16 protein-coding genes and 1 tRNA gene are annotated in these 19011 nt (G+C 71.7%); 14 read left to right on the top strand and 3 right to left on the bottom strand.

Translation table 11 applies throughout. The features are described 5' to 3' along the window. Positions 1-56 precede the first annotated feature (56 nt). The 3 genes from serS (at position 57) to NHG27_RS06705 (ending at position 2792) form a co-directional block, all read left to right on the top strand. On the top strand, positions 57-1367 hold the full coding sequence (gene serS / locus NHG27_RS06715) for a serine--tRNA ligase (protein ID WP_497015340.1): 1311 nt from the start codon (positions 57-59) through the stop codon (positions 1365-1367). A gap of 125 nt (positions 1368-1492) precedes the next feature. Beyond that, on the top strand, positions 1493-2305 hold the full coding sequence (locus NHG27_RS06710; protein WP_193720565.1) for an HAD family hydrolase: 813 nt from the start codon (positions 1493-1495) through the stop codon (positions 2303-2305). A 49-nt stretch (positions 2306-2354) separates the two neighbouring features. Beyond that, complete coding sequence (locus tag NHG27_RS06705; RefSeq protein ID WP_193720558.1) at positions 2355-2792, top strand: GNAT family N-acetyltransferase; 438 nt, start codon at positions 2355-2357, stop codon at positions 2790-2792. A 69-nt stretch (positions 2793-2861) separates the two neighbouring features. Here the strand turns inward: NHG27_RS06705 and map are convergent, their stop codons facing one another. Continuing rightward, entirely contained in the window at positions 2862-3644 is a 783-nt protein-coding gene (gene map / locus NHG27_RS06700) for a type I methionyl aminopeptidase (RefSeq protein ID WP_193720557.1), read from the bottom strand. A 156-nt stretch (positions 3645-3800) separates the two neighbouring features. On the opposite strand from map, the gene NHG27_RS06695 reads away from it, so the two are divergent. The 5 genes from NHG27_RS06695 to NHG27_RS06675 all read left to right on the top strand — a co-directional run bounded on the left by NHG27_RS06695 (position 3801) and on the right by NHG27_RS06675 (position 9570). Beyond that, positions 3801-4808 carry a LacI family DNA-binding transcriptional regulator gene (locus NHG27_RS06695; RefSeq protein WP_193720556.1) on the top strand — a complete coding sequence of 336 codons (1008 nt, stop codon included), beginning with the start codon at positions 3801-3803 and terminating at the stop codon, positions 4806-4808. 242 nt (positions 4809-5050) lie between these two features. Next, a complete protein-coding gene (locus NHG27_RS06690) occupies positions 5051-6439 on the top strand; it encodes an ABC transporter substrate-binding protein (RefSeq protein WP_193720555.1) in 1389 nt (462 codons plus the stop codon). 183 nt (positions 6440-6622) lie between these two features. Further along, on the top strand, positions 6623-7612 hold the full coding sequence (locus tag NHG27_RS06685) for a carbohydrate ABC transporter permease (protein WP_193720554.1): 990 nt from the start codon (positions 6623-6625) through the stop codon (positions 7610-7612). Beyond that, entirely contained in the window at positions 7609-8547 is a 939-nt protein-coding gene (locus NHG27_RS06680; RefSeq protein WP_193720553.1) for a carbohydrate ABC transporter permease, read from the top strand. The genes NHG27_RS06685 and NHG27_RS06680 overlap by 4 nt, the downstream gene beginning before the upstream one ends. A 129-nt stretch (positions 8548-8676) precedes the next feature. Continuing rightward, positions 8677-9570, top strand: coding sequence for an EamA family transporter (locus tag NHG27_RS06675; RefSeq protein ID WP_497015335.1), 894 nt, complete (start codon positions 8677-8679; stop codon positions 9568-9570). 171 nt (positions 9571-9741) lie between these two features. On the opposite strand, the gene NHG27_RS06670 is transcribed toward NHG27_RS06675, so the two are convergent. After that, complete coding sequence (locus NHG27_RS06670; RefSeq protein WP_497015333.1) at positions 9742-10422, bottom strand: bacterial proteasome activator family protein; 681 nt, start codon at positions 10420-10422, stop codon at positions 9742-9744. 55 nt (positions 10423-10477) lie between these two features. Then, positions 10478-11455: an NAD(P)H-quinone oxidoreductase gene (locus NHG27_RS06665; protein ID WP_193720551.1), complete on the bottom strand. Its 978-nt coding sequence runs from the start codon at positions 11453-11455 to the stop codon at positions 10478-10480. A gap of 221 nt (positions 11456-11676) precedes the next feature. Between NHG27_RS06665 and NHG27_RS06660 the strand changes: the two genes are divergently transcribed. The 6 genes from NHG27_RS06660 to NHG27_RS06635 all read left to right on the top strand — a co-directional run bounded on the left by NHG27_RS06660 (position 11677) and on the right by NHG27_RS06635 (position 18977). Beyond that, the gene (locus NHG27_RS06660) at positions 11677-15486 is read left to right on the top strand and encodes a sensor histidine kinase (RefSeq protein WP_497015330.1); all 3810 of its coding nucleotides are present in this window, start codon (positions 11677-11679) and stop codon (positions 15484-15486) included. Between the two features lie 40 nt (positions 15487-15526). Beyond that, positions 15527-15976: a roadblock/LC7 domain-containing protein gene (locus NHG27_RS06655; RefSeq protein WP_030151141.1), complete on the top strand. Its 450-nt coding sequence runs from the start codon at positions 15527-15529 to the stop codon at positions 15974-15976. Between the two features lie 10 nt (positions 15977-15986). Next, positions 15987-16403: a DUF742 domain-containing protein gene (locus NHG27_RS06650; protein ID WP_193720549.1), complete on the top strand. Its 417-nt coding sequence runs from the start codon at positions 15987-15989 to the stop codon at positions 16401-16403. A gap of 358 nt (positions 16404-16761) precedes the next feature. Next, entirely contained in the window at positions 16762-17301 is a 540-nt protein-coding gene (locus tag NHG27_RS06645; RefSeq protein ID WP_157257694.1) for a GTP-binding protein, read from the top strand. 173 nt (positions 17302-17474) lie between these two features. Then, positions 17475-17559: transfer RNA gene (locus tag NHG27_RS06640), tRNA-Ser, on the top strand. A 146-nt stretch (positions 17560-17705) separates the two neighbouring features. Then, positions 17706-18977 carry a threonine/serine exporter family protein gene (locus NHG27_RS06635; RefSeq protein ID WP_321575436.1) on the top strand — a complete coding sequence of 424 codons (1272 nt, stop codon included), beginning with the start codon at positions 17706-17708 and terminating at the stop codon, positions 18975-18977. Positions 18978-19011 lie beyond the last annotated feature (34 nt).

The raw sequence follows: 19011 nt of genomic DNA, 5'->3' as shown, positions 1-19011 counted from the left end.
GACGTACCCGACCGTGCCCGTGCCGCGCCCGCCCGCACGTTGGATACCCTCTAGAGGTGATCGATCTTCGACTTCTGCGCGACAACCCCGACGTCGTCCGCGCCAGCCAGGTGGCCCGTGGCGACGACCCCGCCCTCGTGGACCAGGCGCTCGACGCCGACTCCCGCCGTCGCAGCGCGCTGACGGACTTCGAGCAGATGCGCGCCGAGCAGAAGTCCCTGGGCAAGAAGGTCGCCCAGGCGAAGGGCGACGAGAAGACGGCCCTGCTCGCGCACACCAAGCAGCTCGCGGAGGGCGTCAAGGCACGCCAGAAGGACGCCGACGATGCCGAGGCGCAGCTCAAGGCGATCCTGTACAAGATCTCGAACGTGATCGCGGGAGCCCCTCCCGGCGGCGAGGACGACTACGTCGTCCTCCGCGAGGAGGGCACCGTCCGCGACTTCGCGGCCGAGGGCTTCACGCCCCGCGACCACCTCGAGCTGGGCGAGGGCCTGCGCGCGATCGACACCGAGCGCGGTGCCAAGGTGTCGGGCGCGCGGTTCTACTACCTCACCGGCGTCGGGGCGCGCCTCGAGCTCGCGCTGCTCAACGCGGCCATGGACCAGGCGACGCAGGAGGGCTTCACGCCCGTCATCACGCCGACGCTCGTGCGCCCCGAGATCATGCAGGGCACGGGCTTCCTGGGCGAGCACGCGGACGAGATCTACCGCCTGGAGGCCGACGACCTGTACCTGGTCGGCACGAGCGAGGTCGCGCTCGCGGGTTATCACTCGGGCGAGATCCTCGACCTGTCCGACGGACCCAAGCGCTACGCGGGCTGGAGCGCGTGCTACCGCCGCGAGGCCGGGTCGTACGGCAAGGACACGCGCGGCATCATCCGCGTGCACCAGTTCCACAAGGTCGAGATGTTCAGCTACGTCGACCCCGCGGACGCCGAGGCCGAGCACCAGCGTCTCCTCGCCTGGGAGGAGGCCATGCTGCGCAAGTGCGAGCTGCCGTACCGCGTGATCGACACCGCGGCGGGCGACCTGGGATCGAGCGCGGCCCGCAAGTTCGACTGCGAGGCCTGGCTGCCCACGCAGGAGCGCTACCTCGAGCTGACCTCGACCTCGAACTGCACCACGTTCCAGGCCCGCCGCCTGGGCGTGCGCGAGCGCGTCGAGGTCGACGGCAAGACGGAGACCCGCACGGTCGCGACGCTCAACGGCACGCTGGGGACGACGCGCTGGATCGTCGCGATCCTCGAGAACCACCAGCAGCCCGACGGCTCGGTCCGCGTCCCGGAGGGCCTGCGGCCCTACCTGGGCGGGCTCGAGGTCCTCGAGCCGGTCGGCTCGCCGAAGGGCTCCTCGAAGGGGACGGCGTGACGGGCCCCTCGCAGGCTGTCACCAGCACCACCCGGCCCGACGCCGCCGCCCCCGCGGGCGCGCCGTCGCACCCGGGCGAGGTGGCGCCGTCGGGCACGGCTCCTGGCGCCGGCGAGACCGCTGCGGTGTCCCCGGCGCGCCCGGGGGAGGGCCCGCTGCTCGTTGCGCTCGACATCGACGGCACGATCCTGAGCCACGAGGACGTCCTGAGCGAGGGCGTCGTCGAGGCGATCGCGGCCGTGCGGGCCGCAGGGCACCACGTGATGCTGTCGTCGGGCCGCTCGCTCATCGCGGTGCTGCCCATCGCGGAGCGCCTGGGCCTCGACGAGGGCTACATGGTGTGCTCCAACGGGTCGGTGACGGCCAGGTTCGACGCGTCGTCGCCCACGGGCTACGTGGTGGACGAGGTCATCACGTTCAACCCGGAGAACGCGCTGCGGCTCCTGCGCGACCACCTGCCCGACGCGCTCTTCGCGGTCGAGGACGTGGGCGTCGGCTTCCGCATGAACGACCTGTTCCCCCACGGTGAGCTCGACGGGGAGCACCGGGTCGTGGACTTCGAGGAGCTGTGGTCGGGCGAGGTCACGCGAGTCGTGGTGCGCGGGCCGGGCGCGACGAGCGAGGAGTTCAGCGAGCTCGCGAGGTCCCTCGGGCTGAGCGACGTGACGTACGCGGTCGGGTGGACGGCCTGGATGGACATCGCGCCGCTCGGGGTGACCAAGGCGAGCGCGCTCGAGCGTGTGCGCGGGCTGCTGGGGGTCGCGCCGGGTGCGACCGTGGCCGTGGGCGACGGCAGCAACGACATCGACATGCTGCGCTGGGCCGGTCGCGGGGTGGCCATGGGGCACGCCGAGCCCGAGGTCAAGGAGGCGGCCGACGAGGTCACGGGCAGCATCGACGAGGCCGGTGCGGTCGCGGTGCTGCGCAGCCTGGTCTGAGGGCTCGCGGGCTGCTCGCGCGGGACCGGCCGGGCGCTAGGCTGCGCGCGTGAACGCCACCGCCACCGTCCGCCGGGCCACCCTCGACGACCTCGACGCGGTCTGGCCCCTGGCCCGGGACTTCGCGACGTCCTTCCGCCCCGAGCGCGAACCCTTCGAGGCGACGTTCCGGTCCCTCCTGACGGCCCCCGACGCCCTGCTGCTGGTCGCGGACCGGGGGAGCGGCGCCGTCGGGTACCTGCTGGCGCACCGGCACCCGACGTTCCTCGCGAACCGCCCCGTGGTGTGGGTCGAGGAGGTCGCGGTCGACGCGGCGCTGCGCGGGCACGGGGTGGGCCGGGGGCTCATGACGGCGGCCGAGGACTGGGCCGTGCGGTCCGGTGCGGCGTACGTGGCGCTCGCGAGCAGACGGGCGGGCGACTTCTACCTGGCGCTCGGGTACGAGGACTCGGCGACGTTCTACAAGAAGAACGTCTCGCCGCGGTAGAGGAGCGGCGTCGAGGTCCGGGGGCCGGGCCCTCCACCTCGACACCGGCCCCCGACCTCGGGCCGAGCGTCAGTCGCGCGCGGTCAGGACGAGCGGACCGTCCTCCGTGATCGCGACCGTGTGCTCCGAGTGCGCCCCGCGCGAGCCGTCGGCGCTGCGCAGCGTCCAGCCGTCGGGGTCGGTGAAGATCTCGTCGGTCGTCTCGAGGAACCACGGCTCGATCGCGATCACGAGGCCCGGCTTGAGCGGGAACCCGCGGCCCTTGCGGCCGTCGTTCGGCACGTGCGGGTCGCCGTGCATGGTGCGACCCACGCCGTGACCGCCGAAGTCGGTGTTGATCCGGTAGCCGGCCGCGCGGCCCACGGCCGCGATCGCGGCAGAGATGTCGCCGACCTTGTTGCCCGGCTGAGCGGCCGCGATGCCTGCGGCCAGCGCCTCCTGGGTCGTCTCGATGAGCTTGCGGTCGGCCGCGCCGCGGTCGCCCGGACGCGGGGTCCCGACGACGAGCGACACCGCGCTGTCGGAGACCCACCCGTCGACCGACGCCGCGAAGTCGAGGCTGAGCAGGTCGCCATCCTGGAGGCGGTAGTCGAACGGGAGGCCGTGCAGCACGGCGTCGTTGACCGACGTGCACAGGACCTTGCCGAACGGGCTCGCCCCGAACGAGGGGTGGTAGTCGATGTAGCAGGACTCGGCGCCGCGCTCCGCGATCATCTTGTGCGCCATGGCGTCGAGCTCGAGCAGGTTGACGCCGACCTTGGCCGCCGCGCCGACCTGCGTGAGGACGTCCGCGACGAAGCGGCCCGCCGGACGCATCTGCTCGATCTCGCGGGGGGTCCTCAGCTCGATCATGGTGTTCCTCTCGGTGGGTGGGTGCTCGTGCCGGGTCGCCGCGGGTGTCGCGGCGTCGTCCGGCCTGCTCCCAGGGTGTCACGGGAGGGCCCAGGAGGTGCAACCACGGGCGGCGCAGATCGTCGCTCCCGGCCGACAGTGGGAGAATCGCTCCTCGTGGCAGGAATCGACGAGGTGGCTCAGGCAGCAGGCGTGTCGACGGCGACGGTCTCGCGCGCGCTGCGAGGGCTGCCCAACGTGTCGGCCTCGACGCGGGCCCGGGTCCGGGCGGAGGCCGAGCGGCTGGGGTACGTCCCGTCGCCGTCGGCGGCGTCGCTCGCGACGGGGCGGACCCGGACGATCGGTGTCATCACGCCGTGGGTGAGCCGCTGGTTCTTCGCGAACGTCATCGAGGGCGCCGAGCGTGCGCTGCGCTCGGTCGGGTACGACGTGCTGCTCTACACGTTCGAGGTCGACGACGGGCGCCCGCGTCGCACGGTCGACCCGACGGTCCTGCGTCGGCGGGTCGACGGCACGCTCGTGGTCGGGCTCCCGCTCGAGGACGACGAGGTGGCCTCGCTCGTCGCCCTGGGGACGCCGCTGGCCTTCGTGGGCTCGGGGCCCGCGGACCAGGTGACGGTCCGGCTCGACGACGTGCGGACCGGGTCGCTCGCGACCCGCCACCTGCTGGACCTGGGGCACCGTGTCGTCGGGCACATCACGGGCCAGCCGGACCTCGTCTCGTCCTGGTCGCCGCCGGTCGAGCGGTCGACGGGGTACGAGCGCGCGCTGCGCAAGGCCGGGATCGAGCCGTCGCCCGACCTGGTCGTCAACGGGGGCTTCGACGTCGAGGGGGGCAGGTCGTCGACCAAGGAGCTGCTGCGCCGGCGTCCGGACGTCACGGCGGTGTTCGCCGCGTCGGACGAGATGGCGATGGGGGCGATCCTCGCGGCGCGCGACCTGGGCATGGACGTGCCCGGGGACCTGTCGGTGATCGGCGTCGACGGGCACGACCTGGGCGAGCTGGTCGGGCTCACGACCATCGGGCAGGACGCCTACCAGCAGGGAGCCGACGCGTCGATGCTGCTCATGGAGATGATCAACGGCGCCCCCGTGCCCGACAGCCTGACGTACCCCACGCACCTGGTCCGGCGGACGTCGACGGCGGCGCCGCGCCGGTCCTGACGGCGGGGCCGCGTCGGTCGGCCCGCACCTCTGCGGACGCTCGGAGTGGAAGCGCAACCACCGTGGGCGGTTGCGAGGTCCCATGAGTAACGGAATCGTTACTCGCGAACCGACCTCTTGGGCTTGCGCAACGACGATGTAAACGCTTGCATTGCAGAGGGCGGTCCACGTCGAGGACGACGGACCGAGGCAGCCGCGGGCCGACCGCGATGTCAGCACCACAACGTTGTGGAGGAAATGTCATGACCAGCAGCAGACTGTCAGTCAAGCGCCGCGCGCTCGCGGCCGTCGCCGGTGGAGCGAGCCTCGCCATCGTGCTCACCGCCTGCTCAAGCGGCGGCAGCGGAGACGACGAGAGCTCGAGCGGAGGGGAGGCGTCGAGCATCGACTGCGCCCCCTACGAGGAGTTCGGCGACATCGACGGCACCAAGGTGCACGTCTACACGTCGATCGTCGACCCCGAGGGCGCGACGATGCAGGCCTCCTTCGAGCCCTTCACCGAGTGCACGGGCGTCGAGATCGACTACGAGGCCTCCCGCGAGTTCGAGGCCCAGCTCCTCGTGCGCGTCAAGGCCGGCAACGCCCCCGACATCGCCTTCCTCCCGCAGCCCGGCCTCCTCCAGACGATCGTCCGGGACACGGGCACCATCGTCCCCGCCCCCGAGTCCGTCGCCAAGAACGTCGACGAGTTCTTCGAGCCCACCTGGAAGGACTACGGGACCGTCGACGGCGTCTTCTACGCGGCCCCCATGGACGCCAACGTGAAGTCCTACGTCTGGTACTCGCCCGCGGCGTTCGCCGACGGCGGCTACGAGATCCCCGAGACCTGGGACGACCTCATCGCGCTCTCCGAGCAGTACTCCGAGGACAACGACGGCGCGCTCCCGTGGTGCGCGGGCGTCGAGTCCGGGGACGCGACCGGCTGGCCCGGCACCGACTGGGTCGAGGACATGATGCTCCGCACCGCCGGCCCCGACGTCTACGACCAGTGGTACACGCACGAGATCCCGTTCAACGACCCGCAGGTCGTCACCGCGTTCGACACCGCCGGAGAGGTCCTCAAGGACCCGGCCATGGTCAACGCGGGCCTGGGCGGCGTCGACTCGATCGCCACGACCCCCTGGACCGAGGCGGGCATCGGCCTGCTCGACGGCACCTGCTTCCTCCACCGCGCCGCGAACTTCTACCAGACGCAGTTCCCCGAGGGGACGGACGTCTCCGAGGACGGCGAGGTCTACGCCTTCTACCTCCCGACCAACCAGACCGACATCAAGCCCGTCGAGGTCGGCGGCACGTTCGCGGCGGCCTTCAACGACCGCCCCGAGGTCCAGGCCTTCCAGACGTACATCTCGAGCGCCGACTGGGCCAACGCCAAGGCCAAGGCCACGCCCAACGGCGGCTGGGTCAACGCCAACCTCCAGCTCGACCCGGAGAACCTCGCGACCGAGTTCGACCGGCTCTCGGCGTCGATCCTCACCGACGAGAACTCCATCGTGCGCTTCGACGCGTCCGACCTGATGCCCGGGGCCGTCGGTGCCGGGACGTTCTGGACCGGCATCGTCAACTGGCTCACCGGCCAGAGCACGCAGGAGGTCGTCGACCAGATCGAGGCGTCCTGGCCGACGTCCTGACCGACGTCGCCCCCAGCACCACGGGGTGAGGAGCCGGGGCCCGTCGTCCACGCGACGGGCCCCGGCTCAGCACGTCCCGGCCGCTGACGGAGCACAGAGCAGCGCCCCGCCCGCCGCGACCACGACCGCGGGCGACCGAACCACCCCAGCCCGCCGACGCCGTCGGGCAGACCGGAGGCCCACATGGACTTCTTCACCTCACCGGAGACCACCGCCGAGAAGCTCGGCCTGATGGTCTTCGCGATGCTCCTCTTCGTCGTCGTGATGGGAGGACTGCTCTTCGCCGTCGACAAGCCCAAACGCGTCCCGCGCTGGGTCGTGGCCCTCTGCTTCGTCGGGCCCGCCGTCCTGCTCGTCGTCGGCGGACTCGTCTACCCCGGGATCCTGACGATCATCTCGTCGTTCAAGAACAAGACGGGGGCCGAGTGGGTCGGCCTCGACAACTACGTCACGGCGTTCACGACCGACCAGTTCCAGATCGTCCTGCGCAACACCGCGCTGTGGGTCGTCCTCGTACCCATCGTGTCCACGTTCATCGGCCTCGTGTACGCCGTGCTCGTCGACCGCACCCGGTTCGAGAAGCTCGCCAAGGCGCTCGTCTTCCTCCCCATGGCCATCTCCATGGTGGGCGCGTCGATCATCTGGAAGTTCGTCTACGAGTACCGCCCCGACCAGCCGGGCATCCAGCAGACAGGTCTGCTCAACCAGCTCCTCGTGTGGCTCGGCCTGGAACCCCAGCAGTTCCTCATCAACCAGCCCACCAACACGCTGTTCCTGATCGCCGTGATGGTCTGGATCCAGACCGGGTTCGCCATGACCATCCTCTCGGCCGCGATCAAGGCCATCCCCGACGACATCGTGGAGGCCGCCCGCCTCGACGGGCTGCACGGCGTCGGGATGTTCCGCTACATCACGGTGCCCAGCATCCGTCCGGCGCTCGTCGTGGTCGTCACGACCATCGCCATGGGCACGCTCAAGGTCTTCGACATCGTCCGCACCATGACGGGCGGCCAGTTCGGCACGTCCGTCGTCGCGAACGAGTTCTACACGCAGAGCTTCCGGCTGGCCAACGAAGGGCTGGGGGCCGCCCTCGCGGTCATCCTGTTCATCCTGGTCATCCCGATCGTGGTCTACAACGTCCGCCAGCTCCGCCTCTCCGAGGAGGTCCGATGACCGCCGTCCCGCCCACGCTGCCCACATCCCTCGACGCCGACGCCTCGCACGACATCCAGCGGGTCGGCAGGCTCTCGCGCGCCGAGCGCCGGGCCATCGCCGTCAAGGGCAAGCTGAGCTCACCGTGGGCGTCGGCGATCGCGATCATCATCGCGATCCTGTGGACCGTCCCCTCGATCGGCCTCCTCGTCACGTCCTTCCGCCCGGCGATCGACATCCGCAGCTCCGGCTGGTGGACCGTGTGGACCGACCCCCAGTTCACGCTCGACAACTACGACGACGTCCTGTTCGGCTCCGCCGACCTCGCGTCGTTCTTCGTCAACTCGATCGTCATCACGCTGCCCGCGGTCGTCATCCCCATCTCGATCGCGCTCCTCGCGTCCTACGCGTTCGCCTGGATCGACTTCAAGGGTCGCAACCTGCTGTTCGTGGCGGTCTTCGCGCTCCAGATCGTGCCCATCCAGATCACGCTCATCCCGCTCCTCTCGGCCTACGTCGACGCGGAGATCAACGGCACGTTCTGGACCGTGTGGCTGTCGCACTCGATCTTCGCGCTGCCGCTCGCGATCTTCCTCCTGCACAACTTCATGAAGGAGATCCCGGCCTCCCTCATCGAGGCCGCCCGCATGGACGGTGCGGGGCACGTCAAGATCTTCTTCCAGGTCCTCCTGCCGCTCCTGGTCCCCGCGATCGCGTCGTTCGCGATCTTCCAGTTCCTGTGGGTGTGGAACGACCTCCTCGTCGGCCTCACGTTCGCCAACCAGGACTCCCGCCCGCTCACGGTCGCGGTCGCCGACCTCGCCGGCACCCGCGGCAACGCCTGGCACCTGCTGACCGCAGGCGCGTTCGTGTCGATGATCGTCCCGCTCATCGTGTTCCTGGCGCTGCAGCGGTACTTCGTGCGAGGCCTCCTGGCGGGTTCCGTCAAGGGGTGAAAGGCCCGGCCCGGCCCGGCCCGGTCCGACTCGGACCGGGCCGGGCCGGAGCGTGCGGTCGGCTCCGGGCCGGCGGGGCCCCGGGCCCAGCGGTCGGGTGCCGTGCTGCGGTCGACGTAAGGTCGTCGGGTGTCATCGCGTCCCGGTCGTGCCCTCGGTTCCCTGGTGGGTCGGGTCCCGCCCCCCGCCCTCTTCGTCGTCTCGGGGCTCACCCAGTACCTCGGGGCGGCGATCGCGGTCGGGCTGTTCGCCGTCGTCGGGGCGCCCGAGGTCGCCTGGTTGCGCATCGTCGTCGCGGCCCTGCTGCTGCTCGCCTGGCGCCGCCCGTGGCGGCAGACCTGGACCCGTCGCACGCTCGCGTGGGCCGCGGTGTTCGGGGTGGCGCTCGCCGCGATGAACGTGTCGTTCTACGTCGCGATCGACCACCTGCCGCTCGGGTCCGCGGTCGCGATCGAGTTCATCGGTCCCGTGGCCGTCGCGGCGGTCACGGGCCGGGGGTGGCGCGAGCGCGGCGGCATCGCCGTCGCGGCCGCGGGCGTGGTGCTCCTCGCAGGGGTCACGATCACGTCCGACCTGCCGCGCGAGGACGTCGTGATCGGGCTCGTCGCGATCGGCGTCGCGGCCGCGTGCTGGGCCGCCTACATCCTGCTGGGCCGACGCGTCGCCCTGGGGGGCTCGGGCGTCACGTCGCTCGCCGTGGCCATGACCGCGGGGGCGCTCGTGTTCGCGCCGTTCCTCGCGCCGTCGTCGGGTGCCGTGGTGGAGGACTGGCGGCTGCTGCTCGCGGTCGTCGGGATCGCGGTGTGCTCGTCCGTCGTGCCGTACGTGCTCGAGCAGGTGATCCTGCGACGCGTCAGCGCGGCGACGTTCTCGGTGCTGCTCGCTCTGCTGCCCGCGACCGCGGTCGTGATCGGCGCCGTCGTGCTGCGGCAGTTCCCCTCGTGGCTCGAGCTCGTCGGCCTGCTGCTCGTCTCCGGGGCCATCGCGATGACGGCCCAGCGGACCGACCCGCCGCCCGCGTAGGCGCCCGGACGGTCAGCAGGTGCGTCGCCGGGCGCTCGCCCGGGCCCGGCGGCTCTCAGCGGCCCTCAGTGGCTCCAAGTAGCCTCGGGTGCCCCTCAGGCGCCTCCCGGGTGCCACCGGGCGACGCCGCGGCGTGCCTCGGCCCGGGGGACGGTCGAGCGCGCGGTCCGCTCAGAGGTACTGCCCGGGCGAGGGGCGGGAGTCGTCGCCCTCGCGCCGCGGCCCGGGCGCGGCGGGTGCCGGGTGCCCGGGCATGCCGGGGACGGGCAACGCACCCGGTGGCAGCGCCCGGCGGATCTGCGAGAGCTGCGCCTGCGCGGCCATCTGCTGCGCCACCAGCGCGGTCTGGATGCCGTGGAACAGCCCCTCGAGCCAGCCGACCAGCTGCGCCTGCGCGACGCGCAGCTCGGCGTCGGACGGTACCGAGTCGTCGGTGAACGGCAGCGAGATGCGGTGGAGCTCGGCGACGAGCTCGGGCGACAGGCCCTCCTCGAGCTCGGTGAGCGACCGCTCGTGGATCTCGGCGAGCCTGCTGCGGGCGGCCTCGTCGAGCGGGGAGTCGCGCACCTCCTCGAGCAGCCGCTTGATCATGCCGCCGATGCGCATGACCTTCGCGGGCTCCTCGACGACCGAGCCCGGGTCGCGGTCGTCGGCGCCGTTCTCGCCCCGTTCACCCGCCGCGCGTTCGGTGTCCTGGGTGCTCCGGTCTCCCGGCGGGACCTCCGTCCCGTCGGGGGAGATGACCGTGAAGCCCTGCCTCGCCCTGGCGTCGGCCTCCCGGTCCGGCTCACGCCCCGGGGGCGGCGCCTGCTCGGGGGCGGGGGTCCGGTCGCTGCGTGCGTCGTCGCTCATCAACCCAGTCTGACCCGAACCGCCGCCGAGCGCGACGGCCCGGGGCGATCCGTGGTCACGGGACCAGCAGGACCTTGCCGAACACCTCGCCGGACTCCATGAGCCGGTGGGCGTCCGCCGCCCGCGCGAGCGGCAGCCTCGCGTGCACCACGGGCCGCACCCGCCCCTCCTCGACGAGGGGCCACACGTGCGCCAGCACGTCGCGCACGAGGCGCGCCTTCTCCTCGGCGGGCCGGGCCCGCAGGGTCGTCCCGGCGACCGTCGCCCGCTTGGCGAGCAGCGTGCCCAGGTCGAGCTCGGCGCGGCGCCCCTTCTGCATCCCGATCACGACCAGGCGCCCGCCCGTCGCGAGAGCCCGGAGGTTGTCGGCCAGGTACGCCGCCCCGACGACGTCGAGCACCACGTCCGCGCCCGCGCCCCCCGACGCGTCGCGCACCGCGGCCACGAAGTCCTCGGTCCGGTGGTCGACGGCGACCTCGGCCCCCAGGGTGAGGCAGCGCGCTGCCCGCTCGGGACCGCCCGCGGTCGTCACGACGTGCGCCCCCAGCGCCGCCCCGATCTGCGTCGCGACCGAGCCGACCCCGCCGGACCCGCCGTGCACGAGCAGGACGTCGCCGCGCGCGAGGCGGCCCACGTCGACCAGGTTGCTCCACGCGGTGCACACCGCCTCGGGGAGGGCCGCCCCGTCGACGAGAGGGACGCCGTCGGGCAGGGGGAGCACCTGGCTCGCCCGGACGCTGACCTTCTCCGCGTACCCGCCGCCGTCGAGCAGCGCGACGACCTCGTCGCCCACGTCCCAACCTGTGAGACGCGACCCGACGGCAGAAATCACCCCAGACACCTCGAGACCCGGCCAAACCGGTGCACCTGCTGGCGGAGGGTACTTTCCGGCGCGTTGTAGCAGGTCAGCAGGGTTCACGCCACTCGAGACGACGTCGATCAGGACCTCGTCCGGACCCGGTACCGGGTCCGTGAGGTCGGACACTGTGAGTTCCCCTGGGCCCCCAGGGGCGGCTATCGTGACGGCTCGCACACCAAAGACACTACGACCTCGTCGCCGAGGACGGGTGTCGGGCCCCGTGGGATCCTCCGCGTAGCCACCGACTTGACCTGGATGACCGGATTAGGTCCTCGGGGCAAGTGCACCGATAGTTAGTACGCACGTCTGGCGAGTGGGGGATGGTCGGTGTCGACCGGACCTCACGACGATCCGCTGGTCACAGGGTATGGAGAGAGGTTCGTATGCTCCGCAGGTTGAGCGTTCGCGGGAAGATCCTTGCGGCACTCGCGCTGCCTGTCTTCGTCCTGTTCCTGGCCGCGACGGTCTTCTCGGTCCAGGCGATCAACGAAGCGCGCGTGGCCGGCCAGACCGTCGACCTGGTGGAGGCCTTCGGCTCCCAGGACGTCGCCGGCAAGGCCGTCGCCGCCGAGCGGGCCGCCGAGATCCAGCGCGCCCGTGGGGTCCCGGACGGGGACCAGCTCGCCGAGGAGGCGCGCGCCGCGACCGACAAGGCGCTCGACCGGCGCGACAAGGTGTACGCCGACGTCGACATGTCCATGCTCGACGACCGCGTGAGCCGCGCCGTCGAGGCCACGGTCAAGGACCGCGCCGAGCTGAACGCGATCCGCAAGCAGATCGACACCGGCGCCATCCAGGAGCTGGGCTTCACGGCGAAGTACAACACGCTGATCGACGACGCCCTCGACGTCCCCCGCGTGCTGGCCGACACCGCGCAGGACCGCGACCTCGCGCAGGTGCTCGACGCCTACGTCGCGTCCAACGTGCTCATGAGCCAGGTCGCGCTCGAGCTCCCCGTGGTCTCGTTCCTGTTCGAGCGGATCCAGGCGATCATCGCCGGCGAGGTGCCCGGAGTGGTGGCCCCCGCCGACGACCCCACGGTGCAGGCCGACTCCCTGCGCGCCGCGCGACTCGTCTCCGAGGGAGACTCCAAGGCCGACGCCGCCCGGAAGGCGGTCCGTGAGCTGCGCACCGGACTGGCCATCCCGTCCCCGCTCGGCACCTACGTCTCCCTCCGCGGGAACCTCGCGGGCAACAACGCGACCGGCGCGACGAGCACGCAGGCCTGGCCCACCGACTCGAGCAACGACCTCAAGAACATCACCCCGGTCCGTGACAAGGTCCGCCAGGCCTCGGCCGACACGGCCTCCGACATCGCTACGGCAGCCGTGACCCGAGCAGTCCTCACGATCCTCGTGACCCTGCTCGCGTTCGGCGCGACCATCCTCGTCGCCGCCGCCATCGCCCGCCAGATCGTGAACCCGCTGCGACGGCTGACCAGCGCGGCCCAGGACGTCCGTGACCAGCTCCCGCGCATGGTCGAGCAGGTCTCGGTCCCGGGCCAGGGCCCGGGCATCAGCATCCAGCCGATCGAGGTCGAGTCGACCGACGAGGTGGGCCAGCTCGCGAACGCGTTCAACGACGTGAACTCGACGACGATCCAGGTCGCCCGCGAGCAGGCGGCCCTGCGTGGTTCGATCGCGGAGATGTTCGTCAACGTGGCTCGCCGCGACCAGGTCCTCCTGAACCGGCAGCTCGCGTTCCTCGACGACCTCGAGCGGTCCGAGGAAGACGCGAACACCCTGTCGAACCTGTTCCGCCTGGACCACCTCGCGACGCGAATGCGTCGTAACGCGGAGTCCCTCCTGGTGCTCGCGGGCATCGACTCGGGCCGTCGTGTCCGCCAGCCCATGCCGGCCTCCGACGTCATCCGTACGGCGTCCTCGGAGATCGAGCTCTACGACCGGGTCCGCCTGAACCTCGTCGTCGACCCGCTCATGCTGGGGCACAACGCGCTCAACGCCGCGCACCTCATCGCCGAGCTCCTCGAGAACGCGACCATGTTCTCCGAGCCGCACACCCCGGTCGAGGTCAGCACGGGACGCGACGAGCGGTACGTCAAGATCATCATCCGCGACCACGGCCTGGGCATGACCCCGGAGGAGATCGGCGAGGCGAACCGCAAGGTCAACGCGCACGCCGCCTCTGACGTCGTGGGCTCGCAGCGTCTGGGCCTGTACGTGGTCGGCCGCATCTCCGACCGTCTCGGCGCGAAGGTCACGTTCGAGCGCGCGGCCGAGGGCGCCGGCACCCTCGTCACGGTCAGCTTCCCGAACGTCCTGTTCGTGCCGGACTCCAGCGTCCCGCTGCCGATGCCGACCGACCCCCTGGAGAACCGGACGCAGGTCGCGGCCAACCAGCTCGCGGCCCCGCCCGCGCAGTCCTCGGCCCCGGTGTACTCGGGCCCGGCCACGACCTCGACCCCGCAGTACGACCCCGACGCGCCCGTCGCGGTCCCGGTCGACCTCGAGGCGCTGACGGACGGTGCGACCTCGACGGGCATGCCCCGTCGTCGTCCCCGGGGCATGGACCCCGCCGGGTCCGCACCGAGCGCGTCGTTCGTCCCCGGCCCGCAGACCGGGTCGATCATCCTGCCGCCGCTCGCGACGCCCTCGCTCCCGGCAGACCTTCCGGCCGCGCCGGACGCCTGGTCCCCGCCGGAGGGGGTCTCCTCGTCGAGCAGCTCGCTCCCCAGCCGGTCCCGCGCCGCGACCCCTGCCGAGACGACGAGCGCCATGCCTGCCGTCCAGCCGGAGTCGGCCGAGATCCCCGTCCTCGACGTGAGCACGCGTTCGGCGATGTTCTCGAGCTTCCGTGCCCTCGGTGCGGTCGAGACGCCGACCTCCGAGCAGCAGGCCGTCGAGCTCGACGCAGCACCCGACGTGTCGGCGACCGACATCTCGGTCCCGGACTTCGTGCCCGACGACGGCACGTGGGCACCGCAGTTCGCGATCGAGCCGCTGGGCGGGACCGAGCAGGCTCCGGTCTCCGACGAGCCCGCGCCGGCACCGGAGGCGGCACCGACGTACGACGCGGCTCCTCAGTACGACGCGGCTCCTCAGTACGACGCGGCTCCTCAGTACGACGCGGCTCCTCAGTACGACGCGGCTCCTCAGTACGACGCGACGCCCGCGTACACGGAGCCCGCGGCGGTCGAGCTGCCCCAGCGTGCGGCTCCGGCGCAGCAGGCGCCCGTCCAGCCGTACGAGGCGCCCGTCGCGCAGGCCCAGCCGGCAGCGGTCCAGCCGGCCCCGGCGCAGCCGTACGCACCGCCCGCCGCGCAGGCCCCTCGCGTGGACGCCTACCCGGAGCCCGTCCAGCAGTACCAGGCTCCCGAGCAGGCTCAGCAGTACCAGGTCCCGGCCGCCCAGGTCGCTCCCGAGCCGCCGGCTCGGGAGGAGATCCCGGAGGAGCTCTCCTTCGAGGCGCTGCCCAGGTTCGAGGACCTGATGGCAGACCTGCCGACCCGTCGGTCGCTGCGCGAGAGCCAGGCGCGCAAGCGCGGCATCTTCAACCGGCGTCCGCGCACGGGGACCATGCCCACCGTGACGCCGTCGGCTGCCGCGCTCGCCTCCCAGCCCGTCGGTGTGGTGCCGCAGGCCCAGCAGCCTGCGACGGCACAGCAGCCCCTGGCGTTCCAGCAGACCACCACCCCTGTGCAGCAGCAGACCGCCTTCCAGCAGCAGACCGCGTTCCAGCCGCCCTCCGCGGCGACGTTCGCCCCGCCGCAGGCGCCCGCAGCTCCTCAGGACAGCCGCCCGGCCGGCTCGACGCCGCTCGTCCGGCGCCCGGCACAGGAGCCTCTGGAGCCCCTCGAGCAGGGCTACGTGTCCGACTCGGTCGAGGCCCGCTCCGACTGGATCGCGTCCGCGGTCCTCTACGAGGAGATGTCGACGCTCCTGCGCAACGGCCCGGAGGTCCAGGGCAAGGCGTATGCCGACGCCGCGGGGACGTACAGCCCCCAGGCGCGCACGGACGTCACGGCCTCGGGCCTGACCCGTAGGGCTCGGACCGTGAACCGCGAGGAGTACGTCGACCGGTTCACGGCGAAGATCGATCGCGACCCGGAGCAGCTGCGCGCACGTCTCGCAGCCTTCCAGTCGGCGACCGCACGGGGACGGGTCGAGGCCGACGACGAGACAGGTTCGACGGATCGTGCCTCGCACGGCAATGATGTCCCCGACTCAGCGCCGCAGTCGCGGTGACGTACAGCTCGCCGTCTGTGGCAACTGACAAGGAGGAAGTGTGAACGCGCTCAGCACCGAAGCAACCAATTTCGGGTGGTTGCTCGACAACTTCGTGCGGACCGTCCCGGGAAGCCGGCACACGCTGGTGGTGTCGGCAGACGGCCTGCTCATGGCGATGTCCGACCAGCTCGACCGCACCAGCGGCGACCAGCTCGCGGCGATCGTCTCCGGCATGTCGAGCCTGACCCGCGGTGCGGCTCGTCAGCTCAACGGGGGCAACGTCCGCCAGTCGATCGTCGAGATGGACAACGGGTTCCTCTTCCTCATGAACGTCTCGAACGGCTCGGTCCTCGGCGTCGTCGCCGAGTCCACGTGCGACATCGGGCTGATCGGCTACGAGATGGCTCTTCTCGTCTCCCGGACCGAGGCGACTCTGACGCCTCAGTTGATCTCGGAGATGCGCGGTAGCCTGCCTGTTGACGGAGCAACACGAGCCCCGGTGGGATGAGGACAGCTCAATGACGAACGCACCTTTTGGCAGCCTGGGAGCACACAGCTCGGACTCGTACGAGGCCGCGACCGTGCGTCCGTACGCGGTGACGGGTGGACGTGTCCGCTCGGCCACCTCGGACCTCCCGCTCGAGGCCCTGGTCGAGGTGATGCCGGGTGCTGTCAACAGCTACGGCCTGCCTCCTGAGAAGCGCGCCATCCTCCAGCACGCAGCCCACAACTACGTGTCCATCGCCGAGCTCTCCGCGCTCCTGCGGATGCCCCTGGGTGTCACCCGCATCCTGGTCGCCGACCTCGCCGAGGACAACTACCTGACGGTCCACACGTCGACCCCGCTGAACGTTCACACCGGCCACGGCAGCAGCAACTCGGGACTGTCCCTGAGCATCTTGGAGAGTGTTCTCAATGGCATTTCCACCCTCTGACGGTGCTGCCGGCCAGCCGCAGGCTGCCGGTGGCCCGGGCCTGAGCGCCGGCAGTCCCGGGACGACGGGTCCGTCCTGGGCCCCGGTCGCCGCTCCGGCGGGTGCGCCGCAGGCGTCGGCCGCCCCGGCGCCGTCCGCCGGGTCCCCGACCGCTGCCCCCGTGCGGCAGAGCGTCCTGAGCCCTCAGCCCGGTGGCGGCCAGCCCACGGCGCAGCAGGCCCCGGCTCCGGTCGTGACGCAGCAGGCACCCACGGTCCACCAGACGCCTCCGGTGCAGCAGGCCGGCCCGGCCCAGACGGCACCGCAGCCCGTCGCGCCCGCCGCCCCGGCGACGCGGACCGCTCCGACGGTCGTCAAGATCGTCGTCGCGGGCGGGTTCGCGGTCGGCAAGACGACCTTCATCGGGTCCATCTCGGACATCGAGCCGCTCAACACCGAGGCCGCGATGACGGAGCACTCGGTGGGCGTCGACGACGCGGGGGGCGTGAGCGACCGCAAGATGACGACGACCGTCGCCATGGACTTCGGTCGTATCGAGCTCCCGGGCTCGCTGTGGCTGTACCTGTTCGGCACCCCGGGCCAGGACCGGTTCCTCTTCATGTGGGACGACCTGGTGCGCGGTGCGATCGGTGCGGTCGTGCTCGTGGACACCGACCGCCTGGAGCAGTGCTTCCCCGCGATCGACTACTTCGAGTCGCGAGGGATCCCGTTCGTCGTGGGCGTCAACTGCTTCGACGGCGTGGCCAAGCACAAGCTCGAGGACGTGCGCGAGGCCCTGCAGATCCCGGCGCACGTGCCCATGCTCTACACGGACGCCCGGTCGCGTGCGGCGACCAAGCAGACGCTGATCTCGCTCGTCCAGCTCGCGATGCGGCAGCTGCGCTCGGGTGCTGCCTGAGCGGAGCCGGTGCGACGGGCCCTCGGGCGCGTCCTCGCGACGATCTCCCGCGACGGCGGGTCGCCCTTCCCGGGTGACCCGCCGTCGTCGTGCAGGGTCGGTGTACCTGCCCGCGTGCGGCGGCGGGGGCACCTGCGGCCCGGAACGTGCCAGAATGTGCGTCGGAGCAACCAGGAGGGCTGACAGAGCGGCCTAATGTGACGGTCTTGAAAACCGTTGTTGCGCAAGCAACCGGGGGTTCGAATCCCTCGCCCTCCGCCTCCCGGCAGGCCCCGGACCCTCGCGGTCCGGGGCCTGCTGCCGTCCCGGCCCGCCCCGCTCCGTGCGCCCGGGATCGTGGACCGGTCCGTCTCAACGGGCCGACCATGGGTGCACCGGCGGGCGGGACGGGACATCATGACGAGGTGACAGCAGAAGCGACGGACGAACCGGGCCTGGGCCCGAGCGAGCTGGTCCAGCAGTCGGGCACGGTCCTGCGGGTCGGCCGCCTCGCCCTCTCCGCCGGGACCGGCAGCTACCGCGTGAAGTCCCACATGACACGCGTGGGCCGGGCCCTGGGGCTCGACCGGACCGCGGCCCACGTGACGCTCACCGAGATCACCGCGACGTCCTACCGGGACCGCAACTTCCGTACCGAGGTCTCCGAGGTCCGGGCCGTCGGCATCAACTCGGACCGGTTGTCGGAGCTCGAGTCCTACGTCGGCGACCTGCCCGAGCAGGTCACCGCGGCCGAGGTCGACGCGGAGCTCGAGCGGATCGCGGCCAAGCCGCTGCTCTACGGCGCGTTCCTCAACGCCTTGTGGGCCGCGATCGCCTGTGCGGCGTTCGCGTTCCTCAACAACGGCGGGGTCATCGAGTGCGGGGCTGTCTTCGTCGGTGCGTTCCTGGGGCAGATGGTGCGCCGTGCGATGCTGCACAAGGGCATCAACCAGTTCGGCACGACGATGCTCGCGGCGACCGTGGCCGCGACGGCGTACCTGCTGGTCGTCCTGGTCTTCGAGAACGCCCTGGGGGCCTCCGGGGGCCACGAGGCCGGCTACGTGTCGGCGGTCCTGTTCCTCGTCCCGGGGTTCGCCCTGGTGACGGCGGCGCTCGACCTCGCGAAGCTCGACTTCTCCGCGGGCATCGCCCGGATGACGTACGCGCTCATGATCCTGGCGTCGGCTGCCCTGGCGGTGTGGGCGGTGTCCGCGATCGCCGGGCTGCAGCCGGACCGGCTGCCGCCGCCCGCCCTCGACGACACGCTGTTCCTCGCGCTGCGCGCGCTCGCGAGCTTCGCGGGGGTGCTCGGCTTCGCGCTCATGTTCAACAGCCCGTGGAGGATGGCCGTGGGGGCGGCCTCGATCGGCATGGTCGCGAACGTGGGGCGCCTCGAGCTCATCGACGCAGGCTTCGCCTCGCAGGCGGCGGCAGCGGCCACGGCGCTCGTCGTGGGTGTCCTCGCGGCGTACATCGCGCCGGCGATGAGGGTTCCTCGGATCACCCTGTCGGTGCCGGCGGTCGTCATCATGGTGCCGGGAGTGACGGCCTACCGGGCCGTGTACGAGTTCAACAGCGGCGCGACGGTCGACGCGCTGGCGTCGACGGTCGAGGCGGGGCTCGTGATCGTCGCGCTGTCGATCGGTCTCGCGGTAGCTCGCATGCTGACGGACCGGAACTGGACGTTCGAGCGGTAGCGGTCCGCCCGTCCAGGTGGGGCCCGACCAGCAT

It is taken from the genome of Oerskovia sp. 140933 (assembly GCF_059651515.1).
Note: the sequence above shows the minus strand (reverse complement) of the source record. Positions and strands in the feature narration are given on the sequence as shown.

Bases quoted from the DNA above. Each gene is read 5' to 3' on its own strand.
- map (WP_193720557.1), bottom strand. From the start codon at position 3,644: ATGATCGAGCTGAGGACCCCCCGCGAGATCGAGCAGATGCGTCCGGCG.
- NHG27_RS06690 (WP_193720555.1), top strand. From the start codon at position 5,051: ATGACCAGCAGCAGACTGTCAGTCAAGCGCCGCGCGCTCGCGGCCGTC.
- NHG27_RS06685 (WP_193720554.1), top strand. From the start codon at position 6,623: ATGGACTTCTTCACCTCACCGGAGACCACCGCCGAGAAGCTCGGCCTG.
- NHG27_RS06680 (WP_193720553.1), top strand. From the start codon at position 7,609: ATGACCGCCGTCCCGCCCACGCTGCCCACATCCCTCGACGCCGACGCC.
- NHG27_RS06670 (WP_497015333.1), bottom strand. From the start codon at position 10,422: ATGAGCGACGACGCACGCAGCGACCGGACCCCCGCCCCCGAGCAGGCG.
- NHG27_RS06650 (WP_193720549.1), top strand. From the start codon at position 15,987: ATGACGAACGCACCTTTTGGCAGCCTGGGAGCACACAGCTCGGACTCG.